The following is a 16,533-nucleotide window of genomic DNA, read 5'->3' as shown; positions in this document are numbered from 1 at the left end:
GACATCCGCGATCAAGCAACCCAACAATCATCGCGTATCCAGGCAAGGATTCATTGATAAACCCCTTGCTCGATACGGCGCAGGTAATCCTTTACCGTTTGAAAGCCCAGCGGCTTGTCGATCAACTCCAAGGGCACATGACCGTCCAGGTACCTGCAGGGTTTCTTCAACCAGTCGTGAGCCAACGACTGGCTGCCGAACACCTCAGTCGCATGATCCAAAGTGCGGGCATACTGAAGCTTGGCATCCTGACTTCCCAGCATCGATTTATCCTCACGATATAAAGTTCTTCACACAGCGTTGTGCTAGCCCATGCTAGGCGCGGCATTTCCGAAGGCCAACCCTAAAAAGTCGTCAGAGATTTCGTTCATTCACTCCATGAGCGTCCATCTTCTGTAGGAAACACACCAAGCCCGTGGCGAGGGAGCTTGCTCCCGCTGGGCTGCGCAGCAGCCCCTCCTTTCTGAACCAACCCCCGGCTCGTCTGTCGACTCCAAAACTCTCGAACCACGAGCACGACGATGCCCGACAAACCCAATACATACCCCCATAGCCTGCTAAACGGCTCATGGCTGAACGAACCGAAAATCCACTCCGCGCCCACAACAGACTCCCTGCACCTGGAAACCGACAACGCTACCGACTTCTGGCGCGAAACCCACTACGGCTTCACCCACGACAGCGGCCATTTCCTCGGCGTCGAAGCCCCACCCAGCTTCACCTGCCAACTACGCGTCCAAGGCACCTTCGAAGCCCTGTACGACCAGGCCGGCCTGATGGTCCGCATCAACGAACGCCAATGGGTCAAGGCCGGGATCGAACTGAGCGACGGCCAGGCCATGCTCGGCAGCGTACTCACCGACGGACAATCCGACTGGGCGACCAGCCCGTACACCGCCGATCCCAACGACTTCTGGATGCGCGCCACGGTCGCCAACGGCGTACTGCGCTTGCAGGTTTCCGCCGATGGACTTCGTTGGCCGCTGGTGCGTTTATGCCCGTTTCCCATCGCACCGACCTACCGCGTCGGCCCGATGGCATGCAGCCCCAAGCGCGGCGGCTTGAAAGTCGCTTTTTCCGACTGGACGCTCGGGCCTGCGCTGGGCAAGGACTTGCATGATCTGACCTGAGCACGGCCCCTGTTGCAGCACTCTGTATCCGCGACACACAGCAATACAAACACACCGCCGCACGACACATCCCAGATACACGACAAGCGCCAAATGGCCCCGTCCGAACAGGCCAGTCGCGCCTTGCTTCGACCCGACGTGCCCAGCACCGGGCAAGCAACGTGACGCCGCCACGGCACACGCCCCGCGCAACGTTGCCAGGGGCCACACTGCTCTTATCTGGAGAAATCTCATGACCCGTACAAAAAACTCGAACACCGCTCGCCTCGCCCTTGCCGCCCTCGCCCTGTCTGGTGGCTTGAGCCTCGCCCAGTCGGCTTTCGCGGTCGACGCCCTGCCCCAGGGTTATCAACTGGCCTCGGCGGAAAAAACCTCCGAAGGCAAGTGCGGCGAAGGCAAATGCGGCGCCGCCGAATCGGGCAAAAAAGTCACCCAGGCCGAAGGCAAATGCGGTGAAGGCAAATGTGGCGACGCGTCCTTCGCCCGCACTGATACCGACAAAGATGATCGCGTGTCGCTGAAGGAATTCCTCAGCGTGGCGCCGACCGAACAAGCCGAGTTCGAAAAGATGGACAGCAACCACGACGGCTACCTGTCCGAAGCGGAAACCTACAAATATCGCACCGGCCAATACACCGCCAATGGCAAGAAAGTGCCCACCGAGCTGTTCACCCGCATGAGCCAAGCCAAGGAATAAAGCCCTTTGCCCGCGCCCTCCCGGCGGTTCACACCGGGAGGGTCTGGCCATCCCTGGAGAATTGCGATGAGCACCTTCACTTCACCCAACGGCGCCGGGCTCGGCCTGCGTCGCGCCATGCTTGGCGACTTGCTGAAAATGCCCCCGGGCGCCGTGGATTTCCTCGAATGCGCGCCGGACAACTGGATCGGCGTCGGCGGTGTCTACGCCGAACAACTCGATCAACTGGCCGCAAGACACCCCATCACCTGCCACGGCTTGTCCCTGTCCCTCGGCGGCCCACAACCTCTCGACCTCGACCTGCTGCGGGGCACACGCCGCTTTCTCGATCGCTACGGCGTGGCGATCTACAGCGAGCACCTGAGCTACTGCTCCGCCAGCGGCCACCTCTACGACCTCTTGCCGATCCCCTTCACCGAAGAAGCCGTGCACCACGTTGCCGCGCGCATACGCCAGACCCAGGACCTACTGGGCCAGCGCATCGCCGTGGAAAACATCTCCTACTACGCCGCGCCCTTCCAGGCCATGAGCGAAATCGACTTCATCACCGCAGTCCTCGAAGAAGCCGACTGCGACCTGCTGCTGGACGTCAACAACCTCTACGTCAACGCCATCAACCACCGCTACGACGCTCAGAAATTTCTCGCCGCCCTGCCCGCGCAACGCGTCAGCTACCTGCACGTGGCCGGCCATTACGACGAAGCCGACGACCTGAAAATCGACACCCACGGCGCGCCCGTCAAGCAAGACGTCTGGACGCTTCTGTACCAGACCTACCAACGATTCGGACCGGTGCCGACATTGCTCGAACGCGACTTCAACTTCCCGCCGTTGACCGAACTGCTCGCCGAGGTAGGGCAGATCAAACAGCTGCAACAACTCGCCTGCCCAGCAACCCCGGAGGCCCGCCATGCCTGAACAACTGCTCGACCAACTCAACTGCATGGCCAACTTCGTCCGCCACCCCCACCACCCGCCCCCACCCGGGCTGGAAGCCCGCCGCCTGGCCATCTACCGCCAACTGTTCATCGGCAACATCGAATCACTGCTCGCCGCCAGCTTCCCGGTCATCCACCAAACCCTGCCGCGCGCCGACTGGCAACGACTTGCCCACGACTTCTACGCCAACCACCACTGCCAGACGCCGCTGTTCACACAGCTGGCCGGCGAATTTGTCGCCTACCTGGAACAACATGAGGATCTGCACGACCTCCCGCCATGGCTGCCCGAACTCGCCCAGCACGAATGGAGCGAAAGCGCCCTGCTGCTGAGCGATGCGGTGGAGCCGTCACACAATCCCCACGGCGATCTGATGGAAGGCACGCCCGTGGTTTCCGGACTCGCGCAGGCACATGCCTATGAATGGCCGGTGTGCGACATCGGACCGGATCATCAGCCCACCGAAAAGCCTGCGGCCCCCACATTGGTCTTGCTACAGCGGCGCGAAGGGCAAGTGACGTTTTCGCGGCTGGCGCCGATGGCTTACGCATTGTTGGCGTCGCTGATGGAACATCGGCGCAGTGGGCGGGAGCATCTGGTTGCGTTGGCTGAGATGGCAGGAGTGTCGGTGCGAGAGTTGATGCCGATGGGGGTGGCGGCGCTTGAGGGGTTCAAGGCACAGGGGATTGTGTTGGGGACGCGTTGGGGGTGAGTTGTGACAATTCCTACGCGACTCTCGGAAATGGTCACCTGTCCGGCACAGGTGCTTCAACCTATAGTCAATCGCGTCGCCCCGAATGGCGATCAGGTTTGGCGACCTGCGATCGGATCAGCCCATTAATCTGATCGGAGCAATCCCATGGAAAGATACATCCCCATCACCGGCATCGACTGCACCCCGGCTTCGCTGCTGATTGATAGTCAGGCACCGCTTGACGTTCTGCATGCTACGGCTGATTACCGTATTCGGGTCGTGACACAGGTTCTGGAGAATATTGCGTTTCGTGCCGAGATTGGTAGCGATACGGTAGTGCTTTCGGATTTCGCGCAGTTGCTGACGATTCCGCTAAGGGATGGGTGTGATTTGTTGGAGGTGATTGGGCGGCGGCTTCAGGAGGCGGTTGAGGGGTGAAAGAGAACGGGCGCTGGAAGCGCCCGTTTTTTTGCCCCCGATGAACGAATGGGGTAATAGAAAGTTCTGCGTTTGGCGCCGCGGCGCATTTTGGAGAGTACTGAACGGCAGCAATCGGCCAGAAGCGGACGCTCAAGGCCAACCTTTTTTGACCCAAATCGGTCATCATCATGTTCCAGTATTATTACGCCGATGCTCGGACTGTTCATAGGTAGGTTGATGTATGGCCAGAAGCGTTAGGCTTCAAAAAAACCTCATTCAAAGTATCTCGTTGAGATAGCGGGAGAGGTGGTGCTTGATGACTGCCTTGTTGGAAAGCTATGGGCTCTCAACAGAGGTGACAGGTTTGAGTTGAACTCAAGCTCCTTCAGTTTTCGACCTGTTCAAAAATACCGCTTGGAATACATGATAACGAGAGGCCCGATTCCTGCGCACTGGCTCTACAAAGAATTTGACCCAGAGGAGCTGACATTATCTTTTACGGCAAAAGACCTTGTCGGCATTTGCCATGGCTGGACCTTGTTTGACGAGTGACCGCTTAGCATTAGCCTTCTGGGAGGCAGCTTCTGGCCGATTCTGTTGAAAAAGTCGGTCCTTCCAGCCTGACGGGCAGCAATCGGCCGGAAGCAGAATTCAGGAGGACAGGAAACTGTCAAGAAGCATCCATTGCAGAGCTTCAGAAAAAGTTTCAATGGACAGCTAAAGTACGTACGCGGCCTAACAACTTAGAGATTTCCCAACCAAATAGGGAGAAAAATGGACGTTGATTCTATAACTGAAGAGAAGAAGCACCCCACATGGGACATCAGATTGACGGGGGAGCTAGTCACTGCGGTATTCGGGGCGGCGCAGTGGAAAAAGGCGCACCCTAGCGTAAGATCCATGACGGACAGACCTCAGTTCTGCCGCTACCACTACCACGAAGCCCTGGACATGATGAATGGATACATCGAATCCAAACTGAAGGAGACAGGCTTGTGGGGTGTCTACGAGGACTACGATGAGTTTAGTTACCTGATGCTGAAGATCAGGGGGAATGTCACTGCCTTCGTCCAGAGCCTGCATGCCGTGGCGGATACCTGCTCCCACATGCTCTATTACTCCTTGGAGCTGGACAAACTCCCCAGGCCCCTTAAGGAGCGGGACATCTATGCTAAGAAGGTTCTCAAGCTCTTGGAGCAGCAACGCGATGCCGGGCATTCCGAGTACGACAACCTCTGTAGATTTTTCCGCGAGATCACAACTGGCGATGACTACAAGTATCTTGATGCCCTGACCAACACTTCAAAGCACCGCAGCATTGTCCGCTCAGAACTGAACGAGGACGCCACCGGCAAGCGGGAAGAGAAGTGGATTCTGTTCTTGGAGTCGTTCTGGTACGCAGGAGAATTGTTTGAAAAATCCAACGCTCGCGAGTTCATGCGAAAGGAGCATGACCGTATTCAGCATCTGACCGTAAACATTGGTGTGGAACTGAACAATGTCTTGATGAAGCTCCAACCTTTGAAGCCCACAACCCAAGCCATTGAAGAACGTCGGTAAAGACTCTATACCGCAGCAGCCGGTGGCCACCGCCACTGTACGACCGCAGCCACTCCGAAGCCGTCACTGAAGAAATATTAACCGGCTGCTTATGATTTCAGTGAAAAGGGGACAAGTGAAAAGGGGACAGACTTATTTCAGGAAATAAATCTGTCCCCTTTTCTGTAGCGATACGGTGGTGCTTTCGGATTTCGCGCAGTTGCTGGCGATTCCGCTAAGGGATGGGTGTGATTTGTTGGAGGTGATTGGGCGGCGGCTCAGGAGGCGGTTGAGGGGTGATGGGAGAACGGGCGTTGGTGGCCCCCGTTTTTTTTGCCTCCGAAGAGCGCTTGTATGCACTTGCCTGGACGTTTTCTGCGCTTAGCGCCGTGGGCGTTTTGGAGAGTACTGAACGGCAGCAATCGGCCAAAAGCGGTCACTAACGCCGCGCTCTTCGGCAGATTTGAAGCTCAGCGGAAAATTTGTCCGACAGCAGCGTTTTGTTAAATGCGATTTTTGATACTGGGTAGTTCACCCTTGTAGTATTCCGCAATTAGATCTTCTCTGGAAGCTGGAAGGGTTATAAATGGGTTGTCTTTAAGTGCGCCTGGAGGCGCAAATAACACAGCCGCACCGCAACCTCTCATTTCGAAGAGCTCTAATTGCAATAGGAAAGCCCGGAAAACATATTGAGGCATACCTCTAACGCACCATTGATTAGCGCTAAGTTGCGCTTCTTTAAAAGCCCGTTCGGCATGGTCTTTGGAGTAAAAAAGCAGCATTTCAGGCCGATTAGTTGTTGGGTGCGGATAAGCAAAGAAACTACCAGTAACTCGACCACCTCTTTTTTCCATGATGGTCCAGAACGGCTCCCCGACTGTACTTTCATCGGGTAGCGCCACAGCTTTAAGCCTTTCTGCCAGCAACTCGTTAAATCTCGGTAGGTCGTCAACCGTGAGAAGCATAACATCGTTGTCTTCGGCAATTTCGTAAGCAAGCTTCTGATATCCAAGCCTAGAGACCATCACTTTTTGGATGTTTCCAGCGTTGGCAAGTTTTCCAAAAAACTTGGCCACATGCCCATTATCAACTGGTCGCCCGTGATCTTTGCATTCAATTGCTACCTTGTGAGTAATCCCTGCCTTCTCAAATTGATAGTAAACATCTACTTGGTGAGAGCGACCAAACTTATCAACAATTTGAACATCTTGACCAACTACAATACCTTCATCTTTCATATTTAGAAGAAAGGAATATACCTGCTGGACATGCTTTTCTAATTCTATTCCGGAGTTCATAATTTCATTAGGAGTTTAAAGTTTGGTTAAGGGGCGGGCTTTAGCCGGTCCCGAGCGAGCAAAGCGAGCGGCTTGAATTAATTGTTAAGCTCCATTCTTCGCGATTAGCTTCTTGAAGTGCTCTAACTGCTCCTTTACCCATTCGGGCTTATATATCTCGAACTGGACTTGGTTAGGGTTTCCCAATTTGAATGTAGGCTTTATAAGTTTGGCGCCCATCTCTCCGGCCACATCGAAAAAAGCCTGAGCCACTTTCTCCCACGCCGATGCCGCCAGCTCTGTGATTTCTGTTTCTGGAAACTGAGACAGCCTCCATTGCCTTTGAACGCAGGTGTACTCGCCTCCACCGTCCTCTTCAGTGTAAAGAATACCCATGAAATCAGTGTCTTTTGCCGCAAAATAAATATATTTATTTATTGCTTCTCTACTATCACTCAAAGGGTCAATCGGTAGGTTTAGCCCTAGCTTCATACCTCTCCCTCGAGTAAAGCCAACACTTCCTCGACTTGCTGGCTTTAACATCTCCTTGTGAACAACGATGTCTCGTTGCTTGTACAGGAATGCTATTAATGGGTCGCTTGATAATTCAGATTTTTTTGCAGCTACAAGCTTGCTCAGCTCTTTACTTCCTTGAACCTCCATTGAAACCAGCTGCATGATTTCCTTCAGAGTTCTCAGGAATGAGTTTAAAGACCACCTGAACTTTTCAGCGGAGTGGTAGTTCTCCTCCATTAGTCGAATGAACCAAGCAGCCTCGTCAATTCGGTCAAACGATGATGATAGCAAGTCGAATACTTTTCTATTTGGACATTCTTCCATATCTATCCTTGGGGCTTAACGTTTGTTTAAGGGGCTGACTTTAGCCAGTCCCAGTGAGCGAAGCGAGCGGTTTGAACCAATTGTTATGAAACAGAATCGCGTAATTTGCGGAAGCTGCGAATGGCTTCTTCTCCGTATAACGTAGACTCCTCAAGAAACTCACGATAAGACTTTGCATTTAGTAATTTTTCTGGAAGATTTTTGAGCAGAATGGAGTTCTGGGGGAGACGTTCTACGATTGGGAGTGCTGGGATTGGCTCATTTCTGAGCATTCGGTGGTATGGAGTGAAAGTCATCATCAGCCAGCCAAATTCGTCGTACTTTTCTTTTAGCTCCAAGTACTCCTGCTGCTGAGCCTCGTTCAGATCTTTAAACCATTTTGGTAGAAATGGCTCTGCGTAAGTCATTAAAGGATCAAGCCGCTCTGCGATTTGAGGGGAAAAGAAATTTTCGTACCAACTTAGCTCGAATTTATCTTGAAGCTCTTGCCACGTAACTAATTCGGTATTAGTAAGCTCGGCGGCTTTATATGCACCCTCTTGAAAACCTGCAAGTGAAACAATATATCCCGCATTAGCTCCGATATCGGCGATAACTGTTCTAAATCCATGCACTACATTCTGTGGTATGCGAGCTTTCCAGTGTTTGCACTCACAGACAATTGAGTATTGTCGCCCTTTAACTTCCTCTTGAGCATATACATCAAGCTCGACTTCGCCGCGTACCGTCTGTACTTTTTTCTCAATCTCCACTGAGAATCCGCACTCTTCTAGCAGGCGGCCTACCTCGTTTTGGAGATCATTCCAGTTTTCAGGGGTGCTTGATGTGATCATGGCTCTGTTTCATAACTATAAATAGATACCAATTGGTGGATAAAAACTGCCCAATTGGTGGATAAAATTCTCTTGCAGGCGGCGCTGACAGCTCTAGGATGTGCTTTCTGCGCCGACACTGGAGTTATGCTCCAACCCCGGCAAGGCCTTTTTCCAGCGTGTTGGCCAGATCGCACATTAGCTTTCAGACTAGGTGCTAGGCAAGGGGTCGGCTCCATGCAAGAATCACTGAGGGGATTGCCACGCAATGGGGGGATTTCCCCAGCTTTCTTAGACGCCCTTGAGTGGCTGCTTTTGGCCGATTGCAGCCCATCAGAATGGGTGTCGGCCTCCAAAGACCACCTCTGTCTCCCGCGCCGCCCGGACCCACTTCAAAAACCTCTCGAATTGTTTGTAGCGGCGGAAATTAATCCGAGCCCGACGCAGCCCCCGGACGCGCCTCCAATACCATCAACCCTTCCGCCCCACCCCAAGACAAAACATCTTCCGATAATCAGAAGGCGACGTCCCCAGATGCGCGCCAAAATGCTGCCTCAACGACAGCGACGTCCCAAACCCCACCTCCCCCGCGATGCATTCAATAGGCAAGTCAGTCGTTTCCAGCAACGCCTGCGCCCTAGCCACTCGTTCAGCGGTCAACCATTTCGATACAGTCGTGCCGGTGGCTTCCTTGAACCGACGGGTAAAAGTCCGCCTGCTCATCTTCGCCATGTCTGCCAGAACGTCGAGGGACAGGTCGCCGGACAGATTCATTCGAGCCCACGTCAGGACGTCGGACAAGTGAGTCTCGGCAGGTAATTGCGGCACCGGGCGTTCAACATACTGCGCTTGGCCTCCTGGCCTGTGGGGTGGCGTCACGAGCATTTTTGCGGTGCGATTCGCCACGTCTGCGCCGAGACGCTCGCGTATCAGGTGCAAGCAACAATCGATTGCCGCCACCGTTCCGGCGGACGTCACGATGTTATCCGCGCTGACGTAGAGCACTTCGGGCTTGAATCGGACCTTGGGAAAACGTTGTGCAAACTGGTCACGGACGGCCCAGTGGGTGGTTGCTTCCTTTCCATCGAGCAGCCCGGCATCGCCGAGGACGAACGCTCCCAAACACAATCCCACGATGAGTTTGCCTTGCGCATTGGCGAGCTGCAGCGCTTGCACAAGTTGGGGCGATGCAACAAGTGATTGATCGCCCCACGCCGGGATGATGATGACGTCGGAGGTTTCCATCAGCTCCAGGCCGAGGCTTACCGATAGGCCAATGTCTTGGTCAGTGCTGATCACTCCGGGCACTTCTGCGCAGTAATTGATTTCGTAGCGAGGCCCATCGGGCGCGGGTTGCGCGGTACCCAATACCATTCCCGGCACGGAAAGATGGAAAAGGCTGACGCCTTCAAAAGCTAGAACAGCAACGCGTATGGGGAGCATAAGGAAGCCTCGATTCGCCCTGTGGGGCTCAAGCCGAACCACGTCGAGCAGTTGGCCCGATTATAGCGAAATATGTCATTCGGGCCACTGTTGGCTCGCGAGACATTCAGCAAGAATGGATTCCTCGATGTAAACAACAGGATCAATTCTTATGAAACTCAGAACTTTACCGCTTGCCGTCAGCATGGCTTGTGCCGTAGCCGCTGCCCCCGCGTTCGCCAGTTCGAATGCTCCCAAGGCACCTGACGTCTCTCACAAATTGGATCTGCAGCAGGTTCGTAACGCCACGGTGAAAATTACCTACGGTGAGACCACGTTTCTGATTGATCCGATGCTGGCAAAAAAAGGCGCTTATCCGGGTTTTGAAAACACCTATCGAAGCAACCTTCGCAACCCCTTGGTTGATCTGACGGAATCACCGGAGAAAGTTATCGCCGGAGTCGACGCCGTCATCGTCACCCATACGCACCTGGATCACTGGGACGATGCCGCGCAGAAAGCGCTGCCTAAAGACATTCCGTTGTTCGCCCAACATGAAGAAGATGCACAGCTGATTCGTTCCCAGGGTTTCAAGAACGTGCGCGTGCTGACGGATGAAGCCGAATTCGGCGGCGTGAAGATCACCAAGACCGGCGGCCAGCATGGCACTGACGAAATGTATGCCGTGCCAGCGCTCGCAAAACCGCTAGGCGAAGCCATGGGCGTGGTTTTCCAGGCACCGGGTTACAAGACGCTCTACCTTGCGGGTGACACGATCTGGCGTAGCGAGGTCGACCAGGCCATCAACCAGTACCGCCCGGAAGTTATCGTGCTCAACGCCGGGAAGGCAAAAATGGCGGGATTCGACGGCTCGATCATCATGGGTGAGGAAGATGTGCTTCGCGCCTCAAAAGCCGCGAAAAACGCACAGATTGTCGCGGTGCACATGGACGCGATCAACCATATGTCCCTGACCCGTGAAGAACTGCGCGCTTACGTCAAGAAGCAAGGGATTGAGGGGCGTGTGGACATTCCGGAAGATGGGGCTTCGCTGGAGTTCTAAATGCGGAAGGGGACAGGTTTTATTCAGCGAATAAATCTGTCCCTTTATCCTCAATGCCATTAACACTCAAACCCGCACCGAAAACCGCTCCGCCGCCCGCCTCTCGAACATCGCCTGTTCCGTCTCCCGCGTCGCCCGCTCGCCCTTGTACGCCAACTGATTGAAAAACAACCCGTCGGAATATTCCTGTATGGACACCGACCCACGGTCTTTCAGCAGCGGGGCCAGATCGATCGTGTTGGCGAAGTTTTCCTTGGTCAGGCTGTAGAGGCCCAGGTAGCTGCCGGACCATGGCGAGTCGGCGTCGACCAGGTCGATGGAGGCGTCGCGGACTGCGATGGCGGCGGCTTTCAGGTCCTTGGAGTCGTTGAGCAGATCGGTCAACCGTTGGATATCGGAACTGCTGAGCTTGCCGGCGGTGTTGAGCACCTTCAGGCTCCCGTCGGCTTCGACAGTGAAGCCGTATTTCTTCCCGGCCAAGTCCGGGTGGGTCGCTGAGAGTGCGGATTGAAACTCCTCGAACGAGGACTTCAGCGTACTGGTTGCCCCTTTGAGGGTCTCGGCGTATCGAGGAAAGTCCGGTGATTGCGAGCGCCCGATCCAGGTCTCGATCGCCACAGGCATCGGCATCGTTGCCTGCGCATCTTCGCTGGGATGGAAGATGGCTGCTGGGCTGGCGTTTGCCAGGAGTTCTTTCGCAGCGTCTGTCGGCGCCTTGGTCACGAGCGCCTGTTCGGAGCGCGTGAGGTTGGTATTGGCCGGCGGGATGTAAGCGGAACTGACGGTGAGTACCATTTTTCATCTGTCCATGATGGGCGGGTTCGTTCAGGTTATCGGCGGTGCTGGATCCAACTTTAGAGATCGCTCCATGTCGCCAGCTTCGTAGCTTCTGGAGGGAGTGCGTTCCGCAGCCTGGGCTGATGATTGAATCCGTGGAAAGAATGGCCACCGTTGATTGTTACTAGGGTTTTTCATAGGCATTTCATCAACTTTTCTGAACGGCAGTCGATGGACTTACAGATTCCAGGGAGCAGTTCAGAAATGAGAAACAATCAGCCGGTCACGCAACGTGAGATTTCGCTCGCACCTCAGCAAAAGCTGATTTCCACCACGGATACGCGAGGCGTCATCACGTATTGCAATGACGCCTTCGTCGAGATCAGCGGATTCGACAAGGTGGACCTGATCGGCGCACCACAGAATATCGTTCGTCATCCGGATGTGCCGCCCGCCGTGTTTGCGCATATGTGGGCAGCGCTCAAGCAAGGCAAGCCGTGGATGGGGATCGTCAAGAACCGCTCGAAAAACGGCGACCATTATTGGGTCAATGCCTACGTCACGCCTGTTTACGAAGGGAGCCAGGTCGTCGGTTACGAATCGGTACGAGTCAAGCCGACGGCCAGCCAGATCCGCCGCGCCGAAGCGCTCTACAAACGCATCAGGCTCGGCAAGGCAGCTGTCCCGGGTGTTGATCGGTGGTACCCCTTCCTGCTCAGTTGGGTACCGGTTCTGTTGATGGGTTTATTGGGCACAGTAGGCGGCGCCTTCCTCAATACCGCCATGGCGATGCCGCTTGCTGTCGGAATATCGATTCCGGTCGGGTTGATCATCTCGCGCCAGCAGAACAAAGGCGCGCTGCGTCTGTTGGAAATGGCCGAGGCATCAACCTCGGATGCGTTGCTGGCGAAAATGTACAGCGACGAGCGCGGCCTGCAGGCTCGCCTTGAAACAGCTTTCGAGAGCCAGGCATCCCGGCTCAAGACGTGCCTCACTCGCCTGCAGGACACCGCCGAGCAACTGACCGGTTTGGCCGGCAGGTCCGACGGCCTGGCCGCCGACAGTTCACGCGGGCTTGAACGCCAACGCGTCGAGACTGAGCAAGTGTCGGCCGCGGTGAATCAGATGTCGGCGACCACCCAAGAGGTCGCCAGTCATGTCCAGCGCACGGCTGACGCTACTCAGGAAGCCAACGTGCTGACCGGGCGCGGACGCGACGTGGCCCGTGACACCCGCCAGGCGATTCAGCGTCTCTCCGAGGTGGTGGGCGAAACCGGGCTGACGGTCGCGCAACTGGCCAAGGACAGCAACGAAATCGGGACGGTGGTCGATGTCATCAAAGGCATTGCCGACCAGACCAACCTGCTGGCGTTGAACGCCGCCATCGAAGCCGCGCGCGCCGGAGACATGGGCAGGGGGTTCGCGGTGGTTGCCGATGAAGTGCGCCAACTGGCACAGCGCACGACTGAGTCCACCACGCAGATTCATAGCCTGATTTCCAAGCTGCAGGTCTCCTCCAACAACGCCGTGAAAACCATGGAAAGCGGCCACCGACAAGCTGAGGAAGGCGTCGCCTGGGTGCTTGAGGCAGACAAAGCACTGATTGGTATCAGCGAAGCCGTGGCACACATCACCGACATGACCACCCAGATTGCCGCTGCGACAGAAGAGCAAACTGCGGTGGCCGACGAAATCAGCCGCAATATCACCACTATCGCGAACCTGGCAGACCAGACCTCCGAACAGGCCAGGCACTCCGCGGAACTGAGCAAGGAATTGACGCAAACAGCCATGACTCAGTACTCATTGGTAGAGCGATTTAACCGCTAGGTCATCAACCGAATTGAGTTCGCTTTGCCGAAGCTGATGTTGCGCCATTACGGATTTGATGGCCGGGTACCGGGGCAACCAGACCTGGGTCTGCAGGTGAATGCCAACAATTTTGGCAGCCGTTATTATTCGACTACTGCCAATTCGGCGAGTTTGGAGGGGATGGATATGGTAATTCGAGAAATATGATGTTGAGTGCCAAGTACAGTTTCTAAGAACCTCTGTCTAGCCCTGGAACAGATGTGCATGTTTCAGGACTAGATACAGCGCTCTAATTTCTCAGGAAATTATCTACGGACTATTCTCCAGTGGTGGTTAGATAAAGCAACAAGCCTCGCGGCAGCGCTATCGAGCAAAACTCTTCCAACGCCCTAGCTTGAGACTCAGTCAACTCATAATCGTAAAAATAATTTTCCTTTCTTACCCAGCCCATGATTTCTGCCAGATCTGGGCTACCAATGCAGAGAGTTATCTCCCAACAAGCAAAATCGTTCCCTTCAACTACTCCCATGATTCTGTGCTTCAAAGGACCGGCCCAAGTAATTGTTATGTTACCAAGCGGCTCGGTAACGAGATGAGATCTGGTAATCAAACTGTTCGGGAACGAGCAGGTGGCTGAAGAAGGGTTGAAGAATCGGAATCCATTCTTCCAGCACATCAAAGCCACCGTCATAGATGTTTGGCTCGCTCTCTAGACCCAGTGCGGCGATAGCTGACTTATCTTCCCGTAAATCTTCCGAATATTCCTTACCTTCACCCCACTCCGTTTTCGGGTCATACCAGTCCATCCTTAACTTTAAGCCCATTGAACCGTCGCCATATCTGTACGCCTTCTTCTAGCGCAAGAGCTAATAAGCGCCGTAAAACTCTCGCTAGTCGGCTGTCGCCCCAATAAAATATTCCAGTCCCACGGGGAGCTTCCTGCCCAGGATCGCTTCAACTCTCTTGAGCTGCTCTTCCGTAATTTCCTGCTCCCCTGGACCGATTTTGCTGAATGGTTTTGCTTCGGCCATCTGAGCCAAGGCTTCTTTTTGTTCGATGTCTTTTATATCAATCTCAAATTGTAGTGAGTCGTCATTTTTTTCATCCGGGTAAAAACCAGTTATCGAGTAATAAGGCACCATTCTCTCCCGCTACTACGTTTTTGGACCAGCTCGGCAAGCATAGTCTTGCTAAGCACCCATCCAGCACAGACCCCATATAAAAAAATCCCAAGATGGAAATCCAAGTATTACCTGCTGTCTCGATAATCGAAGGCTACTTGATAGTCATAACGATCCCAATCAATAAGATGTTGAAAATAGGGCCGAAGAATTTCTATCCATTCCAAGGGAACATTAAATCCACCGTTATTTATATTATTCTCGAAAGGAATGCCCAAAGCGTCGATGACAGCACCGTCATCACCGAAGTCGTCCGAGTACTCCTCCCCCTCGAAAGATTCGGTTTGTTTGCTATACCACTCGAGCCTCAGCTTGAGTCCCATTTGAACCTCAAAAATTATTTCCATGCAGTCCTTTCCTTAGGACATTCAACAAACCAAACTAAAACACCTTCAACTCCTCCCCTCCTCAGGCTTTACTCAAGGCAGACAATTTGGATAATGACGTTATCCCCATTTAATGCGGTACTGGTCCACCTCTCTAATACCTCTACCTGTTCCGACGAGAGGTCATAGCCATCGTACGGGTCTTCAGGTTGCGTCCAGCCCATTAGTTCGCTCAATTGAGTCGAGTACGACTTTGGAATCTCCACGCTCTGCAGCAATTCCTCAGTTCCCGCGTCGAAAACCTCAATGACGTGCCTCATTTTTCAACCCTCCTAGATGGATCAGCAGGTTTTGTTTGCTCCCCCGTTACGAAATCGAACTCGCCGAGGTGCTTACCTTGCTTTGTATATACTTCTAGCGCGCCATGTTGAGAGTCCCATTCATAGATTTTTCCCGCGCGATCCTTCCATCGTCGACGTTTTTTACCTCCGCCACGTACAGACGTTTTCAAGGGGGCGGACTTCGCGTCTGCAAAGGCGGGAAGTGACAGTGGAGATGGGTAATACTTATTATCCCCCGGAACACTCAAAACCACATAAACCGGCCGAACCCCCGAATCCACCGGAAACACCAGGATGAAATCCTTGTACTCCGGCGGATAGATCGGGTTGACGATGATGCTGTCCGCCACGGGCGTCGGCGGATAAATCCAGATGTGTGGCGTCTGAGGCGCGGCTTCCAAGGCCGGGATGCCGAGGGTGTCGGAGGGGTCGATGGCTGGGGTCCAGATCAGTTCGATGCCGTCGCCAAGGTCGGCGACGTATTGGTCGGCACGCGGCGTCAGCTGGATGACGTCGACAAATTCCCAGTCACGGTTCTGGCCGGTGTAGAAGCCATAGCCCTTGAGGCTGCCATCGGCCTGCTGCTCGATGCTCAGGCGCATGCGGCTGCGGGCCTGTTTGAGATTGCGCAGTTGGTCTTCGCTGTAGAGTGCGCTGTCGCCGAGGCTGGAGGGCCAGAGCAAGGCGACGATGCCGGTCAACAGTGCGGCGCCGACCGTGCCGCCGATGGCTCCGGCGGTTGACACTGCGGAACCGCCCAGTGCGAGCCTACCCATTGCGGCGGGTATCGCGCTTGAGCCAATCTGCTTCAGGGGAAGGGTTCCCGACGCGTCGGGGCTCCTGGCGCCAAGCCACATCAGGTCGCCGTACTGCTTGATCAGGTCCGGCGGAACAAAGCCGTTGGGGTTGTTGTAGTCAATGATTCCGTTGGGCAGCGCGCAGCTTTTGGCGAACACCGACCCGGTAAGGACGAGGGGAGTTCGCTCAACCTTGGCCCAACGTTGTTTTTCGTAAGCAGCCTGTCGGGCAAGCATGGCTTTGTGGCCACGCTGGAGTGCTTCGTACTCCGCCACCTCGCTGGAGGTCATGTCTCGATAGGAAACGCGGTGCCCTTCTCCAGAAGGTGGATTGCGAATTTTGGGCAGGTCTTTAGGGCGTGTGGTCACGAGTCGCGAATCTCATCCTGAAAATCCAGGACGGACGCTAACGCAAGGGGTAGGCGCGGCGATGTAGGACGCGTCTTGAATTGGCTACTCCGTTTTC

The 16,533-nt window shown here is 54.6% G+C and carries 19 protein-coding genes and 1 pseudogene; 9 read left to right on the top strand and 11 right to left on the bottom strand.

Translation table 11 applies throughout. From position 1 onward, the window contains the following. Positions 1–50: 50 nt before the first annotated feature. Positions 51–263: an antitoxin Xre/MbcA/ParS toxin-binding domain-containing protein gene (locus M1E16_RS10330; RefSeq protein WP_458129822.1), complete on the bottom strand. Its 213-nt coding sequence runs from the start codon at positions 261–263 to the stop codon at positions 51–53. Positions 264–521: 258 nt separating this feature from the next. Here M1E16_RS10330 and M1E16_RS10325 point away from each other — a divergent pair, with 258 nt between their 5' ends. The 7 genes and pseudogenes from M1E16_RS10325 to M1E16_RS10295 form a co-directional block, all read left to right on the top strand. Continuing rightward, complete coding sequence (locus M1E16_RS10325) at positions 522–1,130, top strand: DUF1349 domain-containing protein (RefSeq protein WP_458129821.1); 609 nt, start codon at positions 522–524, stop codon at positions 1,128–1,130. Between the two features lie 232 nt (positions 1,131–1,362). Next, positions 1,363–1,827 carry an HvfA family oxazolone/thioamide-modified RiPP metallophore gene (locus M1E16_RS10320; RefSeq protein ID WP_434624521.1) on the top strand — a complete coding sequence of 155 codons (465 nt, stop codon included), beginning with the start codon at positions 1,363–1,365 and terminating at the stop codon, positions 1,825–1,827. A 66-nt stretch (positions 1,828–1,893) separates the two neighbouring features. Next, on the top strand, positions 1,894–2,745 hold the full coding sequence (locus tag M1E16_RS10315) for an HvfB family MNIO-type RiPP peptide maturase (RefSeq protein WP_458129820.1): 852 nt from the start codon (positions 1,894–1,896) through the stop codon (positions 2,743–2,745). Next, on the top strand, positions 2,738–3,478 hold the full coding sequence (locus tag M1E16_RS10310) for an HvfC family RiPP maturation protein (protein ID WP_458129819.1): 741 nt from the start codon (positions 2,738–2,740) through the stop codon (positions 3,476–3,478). The genes M1E16_RS10315 and M1E16_RS10310 overlap by 8 nt, the downstream gene beginning before the upstream one ends. A gap of 147 nt (positions 3,479–3,625) precedes the next feature. Next, complete coding sequence (locus M1E16_RS10305; protein ID WP_458129818.1) at positions 3,626–3,898, top strand: hypothetical protein; 273 nt, start codon at positions 3,626–3,628, stop codon at positions 3,896–3,898. A gap of 756 nt (positions 3,899–4,654) precedes the next feature. Continuing rightward, positions 4,655–5,440 carry a hypothetical protein gene (locus tag M1E16_RS10300; RefSeq protein ID WP_458129817.1) on the top strand — a complete coding sequence of 262 codons (786 nt, stop codon included), beginning with the start codon at positions 4,655–4,657 and terminating at the stop codon, positions 5,438–5,440. 166 nt (positions 5,441–5,606) lie between these two features. Then, positions 5,607–5,804 (top strand): annotated as a pseudogene (locus M1E16_RS10295) (hypothetical protein); the annotation flags it as partial. A 118-nt stretch (positions 5,805–5,922) separates the two neighbouring features. On the opposite strand, the gene M1E16_RS10290 reads toward M1E16_RS10295, so the two are convergent. The 4 genes from M1E16_RS10290 to M1E16_RS10275 form a co-directional block, all read right to left on the bottom strand. After that, a complete protein-coding gene (locus tag M1E16_RS10290; RefSeq protein ID WP_458129816.1) occupies positions 5,923–6,717 on the bottom strand; it encodes a restriction endonuclease in 795 nt (264 codons plus the stop codon). A gap of 84 nt (positions 6,718–6,801) precedes the next feature. Then, positions 6,802–7,536, bottom strand: a complete 735-nt coding sequence (locus M1E16_RS10285) for a hypothetical protein (RefSeq protein ID WP_458129815.1) — start codon at positions 7,534–7,536, stop codon at positions 6,802–6,804. 83 nt (positions 7,537–7,619) lie between these two features. Next, positions 7,620–8,369 carry a restriction endonuclease gene (locus M1E16_RS10280; RefSeq protein ID WP_458129814.1) on the bottom strand — a complete coding sequence of 250 codons (750 nt, stop codon included), beginning with the start codon at positions 8,367–8,369 and terminating at the stop codon, positions 7,620–7,622. Positions 8,370–8,819: 450 nt separating this feature from the next. Further along, the gene (locus tag M1E16_RS10275; protein ID WP_458129813.1) at positions 8,820–9,791 is read right to left on the bottom strand and encodes a GlxA family transcriptional regulator; all 972 of its coding nucleotides are present in this window, start codon (positions 9,789–9,791) and stop codon (positions 8,820–8,822) included. A 151-nt stretch (positions 9,792–9,942) separates the two neighbouring features. Here M1E16_RS10275 and M1E16_RS10270 point away from each other — a divergent pair, with 151 nt between their 5' ends. Continuing rightward, on the top strand, positions 9,943–10,833 hold the full coding sequence (locus tag M1E16_RS10270) for an MBL fold metallo-hydrolase (RefSeq protein WP_458129812.1): 891 nt from the start codon (positions 9,943–9,945) through the stop codon (positions 10,831–10,833). A 66-nt stretch (positions 10,834–10,899) separates the two neighbouring features. On the opposite strand, the gene M1E16_RS10265 is transcribed toward M1E16_RS10270, so the two are convergent. Beyond that, complete coding sequence (locus M1E16_RS10265) at positions 10,900–11,628, bottom strand: hypothetical protein (protein ID WP_458129811.1); 729 nt, start codon at positions 11,626–11,628, stop codon at positions 10,900–10,902. 246 nt (positions 11,629–11,874) lie between these two features. On the opposite strand from M1E16_RS10265, the gene M1E16_RS10260 reads away from it, so the two are divergent. Next, positions 11,875–13,440, top strand: a complete 1,566-nt coding sequence (locus M1E16_RS10260; RefSeq protein ID WP_458129810.1) for a methyl-accepting chemotaxis protein — start codon at positions 11,875–11,877, stop codon at positions 13,438–13,440. A gap of 551 nt (positions 13,441–13,991) precedes the next feature. On the opposite strand, the gene M1E16_RS10255 is transcribed toward M1E16_RS10260, so the two are convergent. The 5 genes from M1E16_RS10255 to M1E16_RS10235 form a co-directional block, all read right to left on the bottom strand. After that, positions 13,992–14,246 carry a colicin E3-like toxin immunity protein gene (locus M1E16_RS10255; protein WP_458129809.1) on the bottom strand — a complete coding sequence of 85 codons (255 nt, stop codon included), beginning with the start codon at positions 14,244–14,246 and terminating at the stop codon, positions 13,992–13,994. Positions 14,247–14,312: 66 nt separating this feature from the next. Beyond that, a complete protein-coding gene (locus M1E16_RS10250; protein WP_434700140.1) occupies positions 14,313–14,561 on the bottom strand; it encodes a pyocin S6 family toxin immunity protein in 249 nt (82 codons plus the stop codon). A 110-nt stretch (positions 14,562–14,671) separates the two neighbouring features. Next, positions 14,672–14,950: a colicin E3-like toxin immunity protein gene (locus M1E16_RS10245; protein ID WP_458129808.1), complete on the bottom strand. Its 279-nt coding sequence runs from the start codon at positions 14,948–14,950 to the stop codon at positions 14,672–14,674. Between the two features lie 68 nt (positions 14,951–15,018). Continuing rightward, on the bottom strand, positions 15,019–15,249 hold the full coding sequence (locus M1E16_RS10240) for a DUF7683 domain-containing protein (RefSeq protein WP_434624556.1): 231 nt from the start codon (positions 15,247–15,249) through the stop codon (positions 15,019–15,021). Next, positions 15,246–16,436, bottom strand: a complete 1,191-nt coding sequence (locus M1E16_RS10235; RefSeq protein WP_458129807.1) for a colicin E3/pyocin S6 family cytotoxin — start codon at positions 16,434–16,436, stop codon at positions 15,246–15,248. The genes M1E16_RS10240 and M1E16_RS10235 overlap by 4 nt, the downstream gene beginning before the upstream one ends. Positions 16,437–16,533: the final 97 nt, after the last annotated feature.

This window comes from Pseudomonas sp. Z2-11, assembly GCF_054161305.1.
The sequence above is the reverse complement of the archived record's forward strand: the minus strand, read 5'-3'. Positions and strand labels throughout refer to the sequence as shown.

What these genes read in the sequence shown, in the direction of transcription:
- M1E16_RS10330 (WP_458129822.1), bottom strand. Translation starts at nt 263, where the DNA reads ATGCTGGGAAGTCAGGATGCCAAGCTTCAGTATGCCCGCACTTTGGAT.
- M1E16_RS10325 (WP_458129821.1), top strand. Translation starts at nt 522, where the DNA reads ATGCCCGACAAACCCAATACATACCCCCATAGCCTGCTAAACGGCTCA.
- M1E16_RS10320 (WP_434624521.1), top strand. Translation starts at nt 1,363, where the DNA reads ATGACCCGTACAAAAAACTCGAACACCGCTCGCCTCGCCCTTGCCGCC.
- M1E16_RS10315 (WP_458129820.1), top strand. Translation starts at nt 1,894, where the DNA reads ATGAGCACCTTCACTTCACCCAACGGCGCCGGGCTCGGCCTGCGTCGC.
- M1E16_RS10310 (WP_458129819.1), top strand. Translation starts at nt 2,738, where the DNA reads ATGCCTGAACAACTGCTCGACCAACTCAACTGCATGGCCAACTTCGTC.
- M1E16_RS10305 (WP_458129818.1), top strand. Translation starts at nt 3,626, where the DNA reads ATGGAAAGATACATCCCCATCACCGGCATCGACTGCACCCCGGCTTCG.
- M1E16_RS10300 (WP_458129817.1), top strand. Translation starts at nt 4,655, where the DNA reads ATGGACGTTGATTCTATAACTGAAGAGAAGAAGCACCCCACATGGGAC.
- M1E16_RS10290 (WP_458129816.1), bottom strand. Translation starts at nt 6,717, where the DNA reads ATGAACTCCGGAATAGAATTAGAAAAGCATGTCCAGCAGGTATATTCC.
- M1E16_RS10285 (WP_458129815.1), bottom strand. Translation starts at nt 7,536, where the DNA reads ATGGAAGAATGTCCAAATAGAAAAGTATTCGACTTGCTATCATCATCG.
- M1E16_RS10280 (WP_458129814.1), bottom strand. Translation starts at nt 8,369, where the DNA reads ATGATCACATCAAGCACCCCTGAAAACTGGAATGATCTCCAAAACGAG.
- M1E16_RS10275 (WP_458129813.1), bottom strand. Translation starts at nt 9,791, where the DNA reads ATGCTCCCCATACGCGTTGCTGTTCTAGCTTTTGAAGGCGTCAGCCTT.
- M1E16_RS10270 (WP_458129812.1), top strand. Translation starts at nt 9,943, where the DNA reads ATGAAACTCAGAACTTTACCGCTTGCCGTCAGCATGGCTTGTGCCGTA.
- M1E16_RS10265 (WP_458129811.1), bottom strand. Translation starts at nt 11,628, where the DNA reads ATGGTACTCACCGTCAGTTCCGCTTACATCCCGCCGGCCAATACCAAC.
- M1E16_RS10260 (WP_458129810.1), top strand. Translation starts at nt 11,875, where the DNA reads ATGAGAAACAATCAGCCGGTCACGCAACGTGAGATTTCGCTCGCACCT.
- M1E16_RS10255 (WP_458129809.1), bottom strand. Translation starts at nt 14,246, where the DNA reads ATGGGCTTAAAGTTAAGGATGGACTGGTATGACCCGAAAACGGAGTGG.
- M1E16_RS10245 (WP_458129808.1), bottom strand. Translation starts at nt 14,950, where the DNA reads ATGGAAATAATTTTTGAGGTTCAAATGGGACTCAAGCTGAGGCTCGAG.
- M1E16_RS10240 (WP_434624556.1), bottom strand. Translation starts at nt 15,249, where the DNA reads ATGAGGCACGTCATTGAGGTTTTCGACGCGGGAACTGAGGAATTGCTG.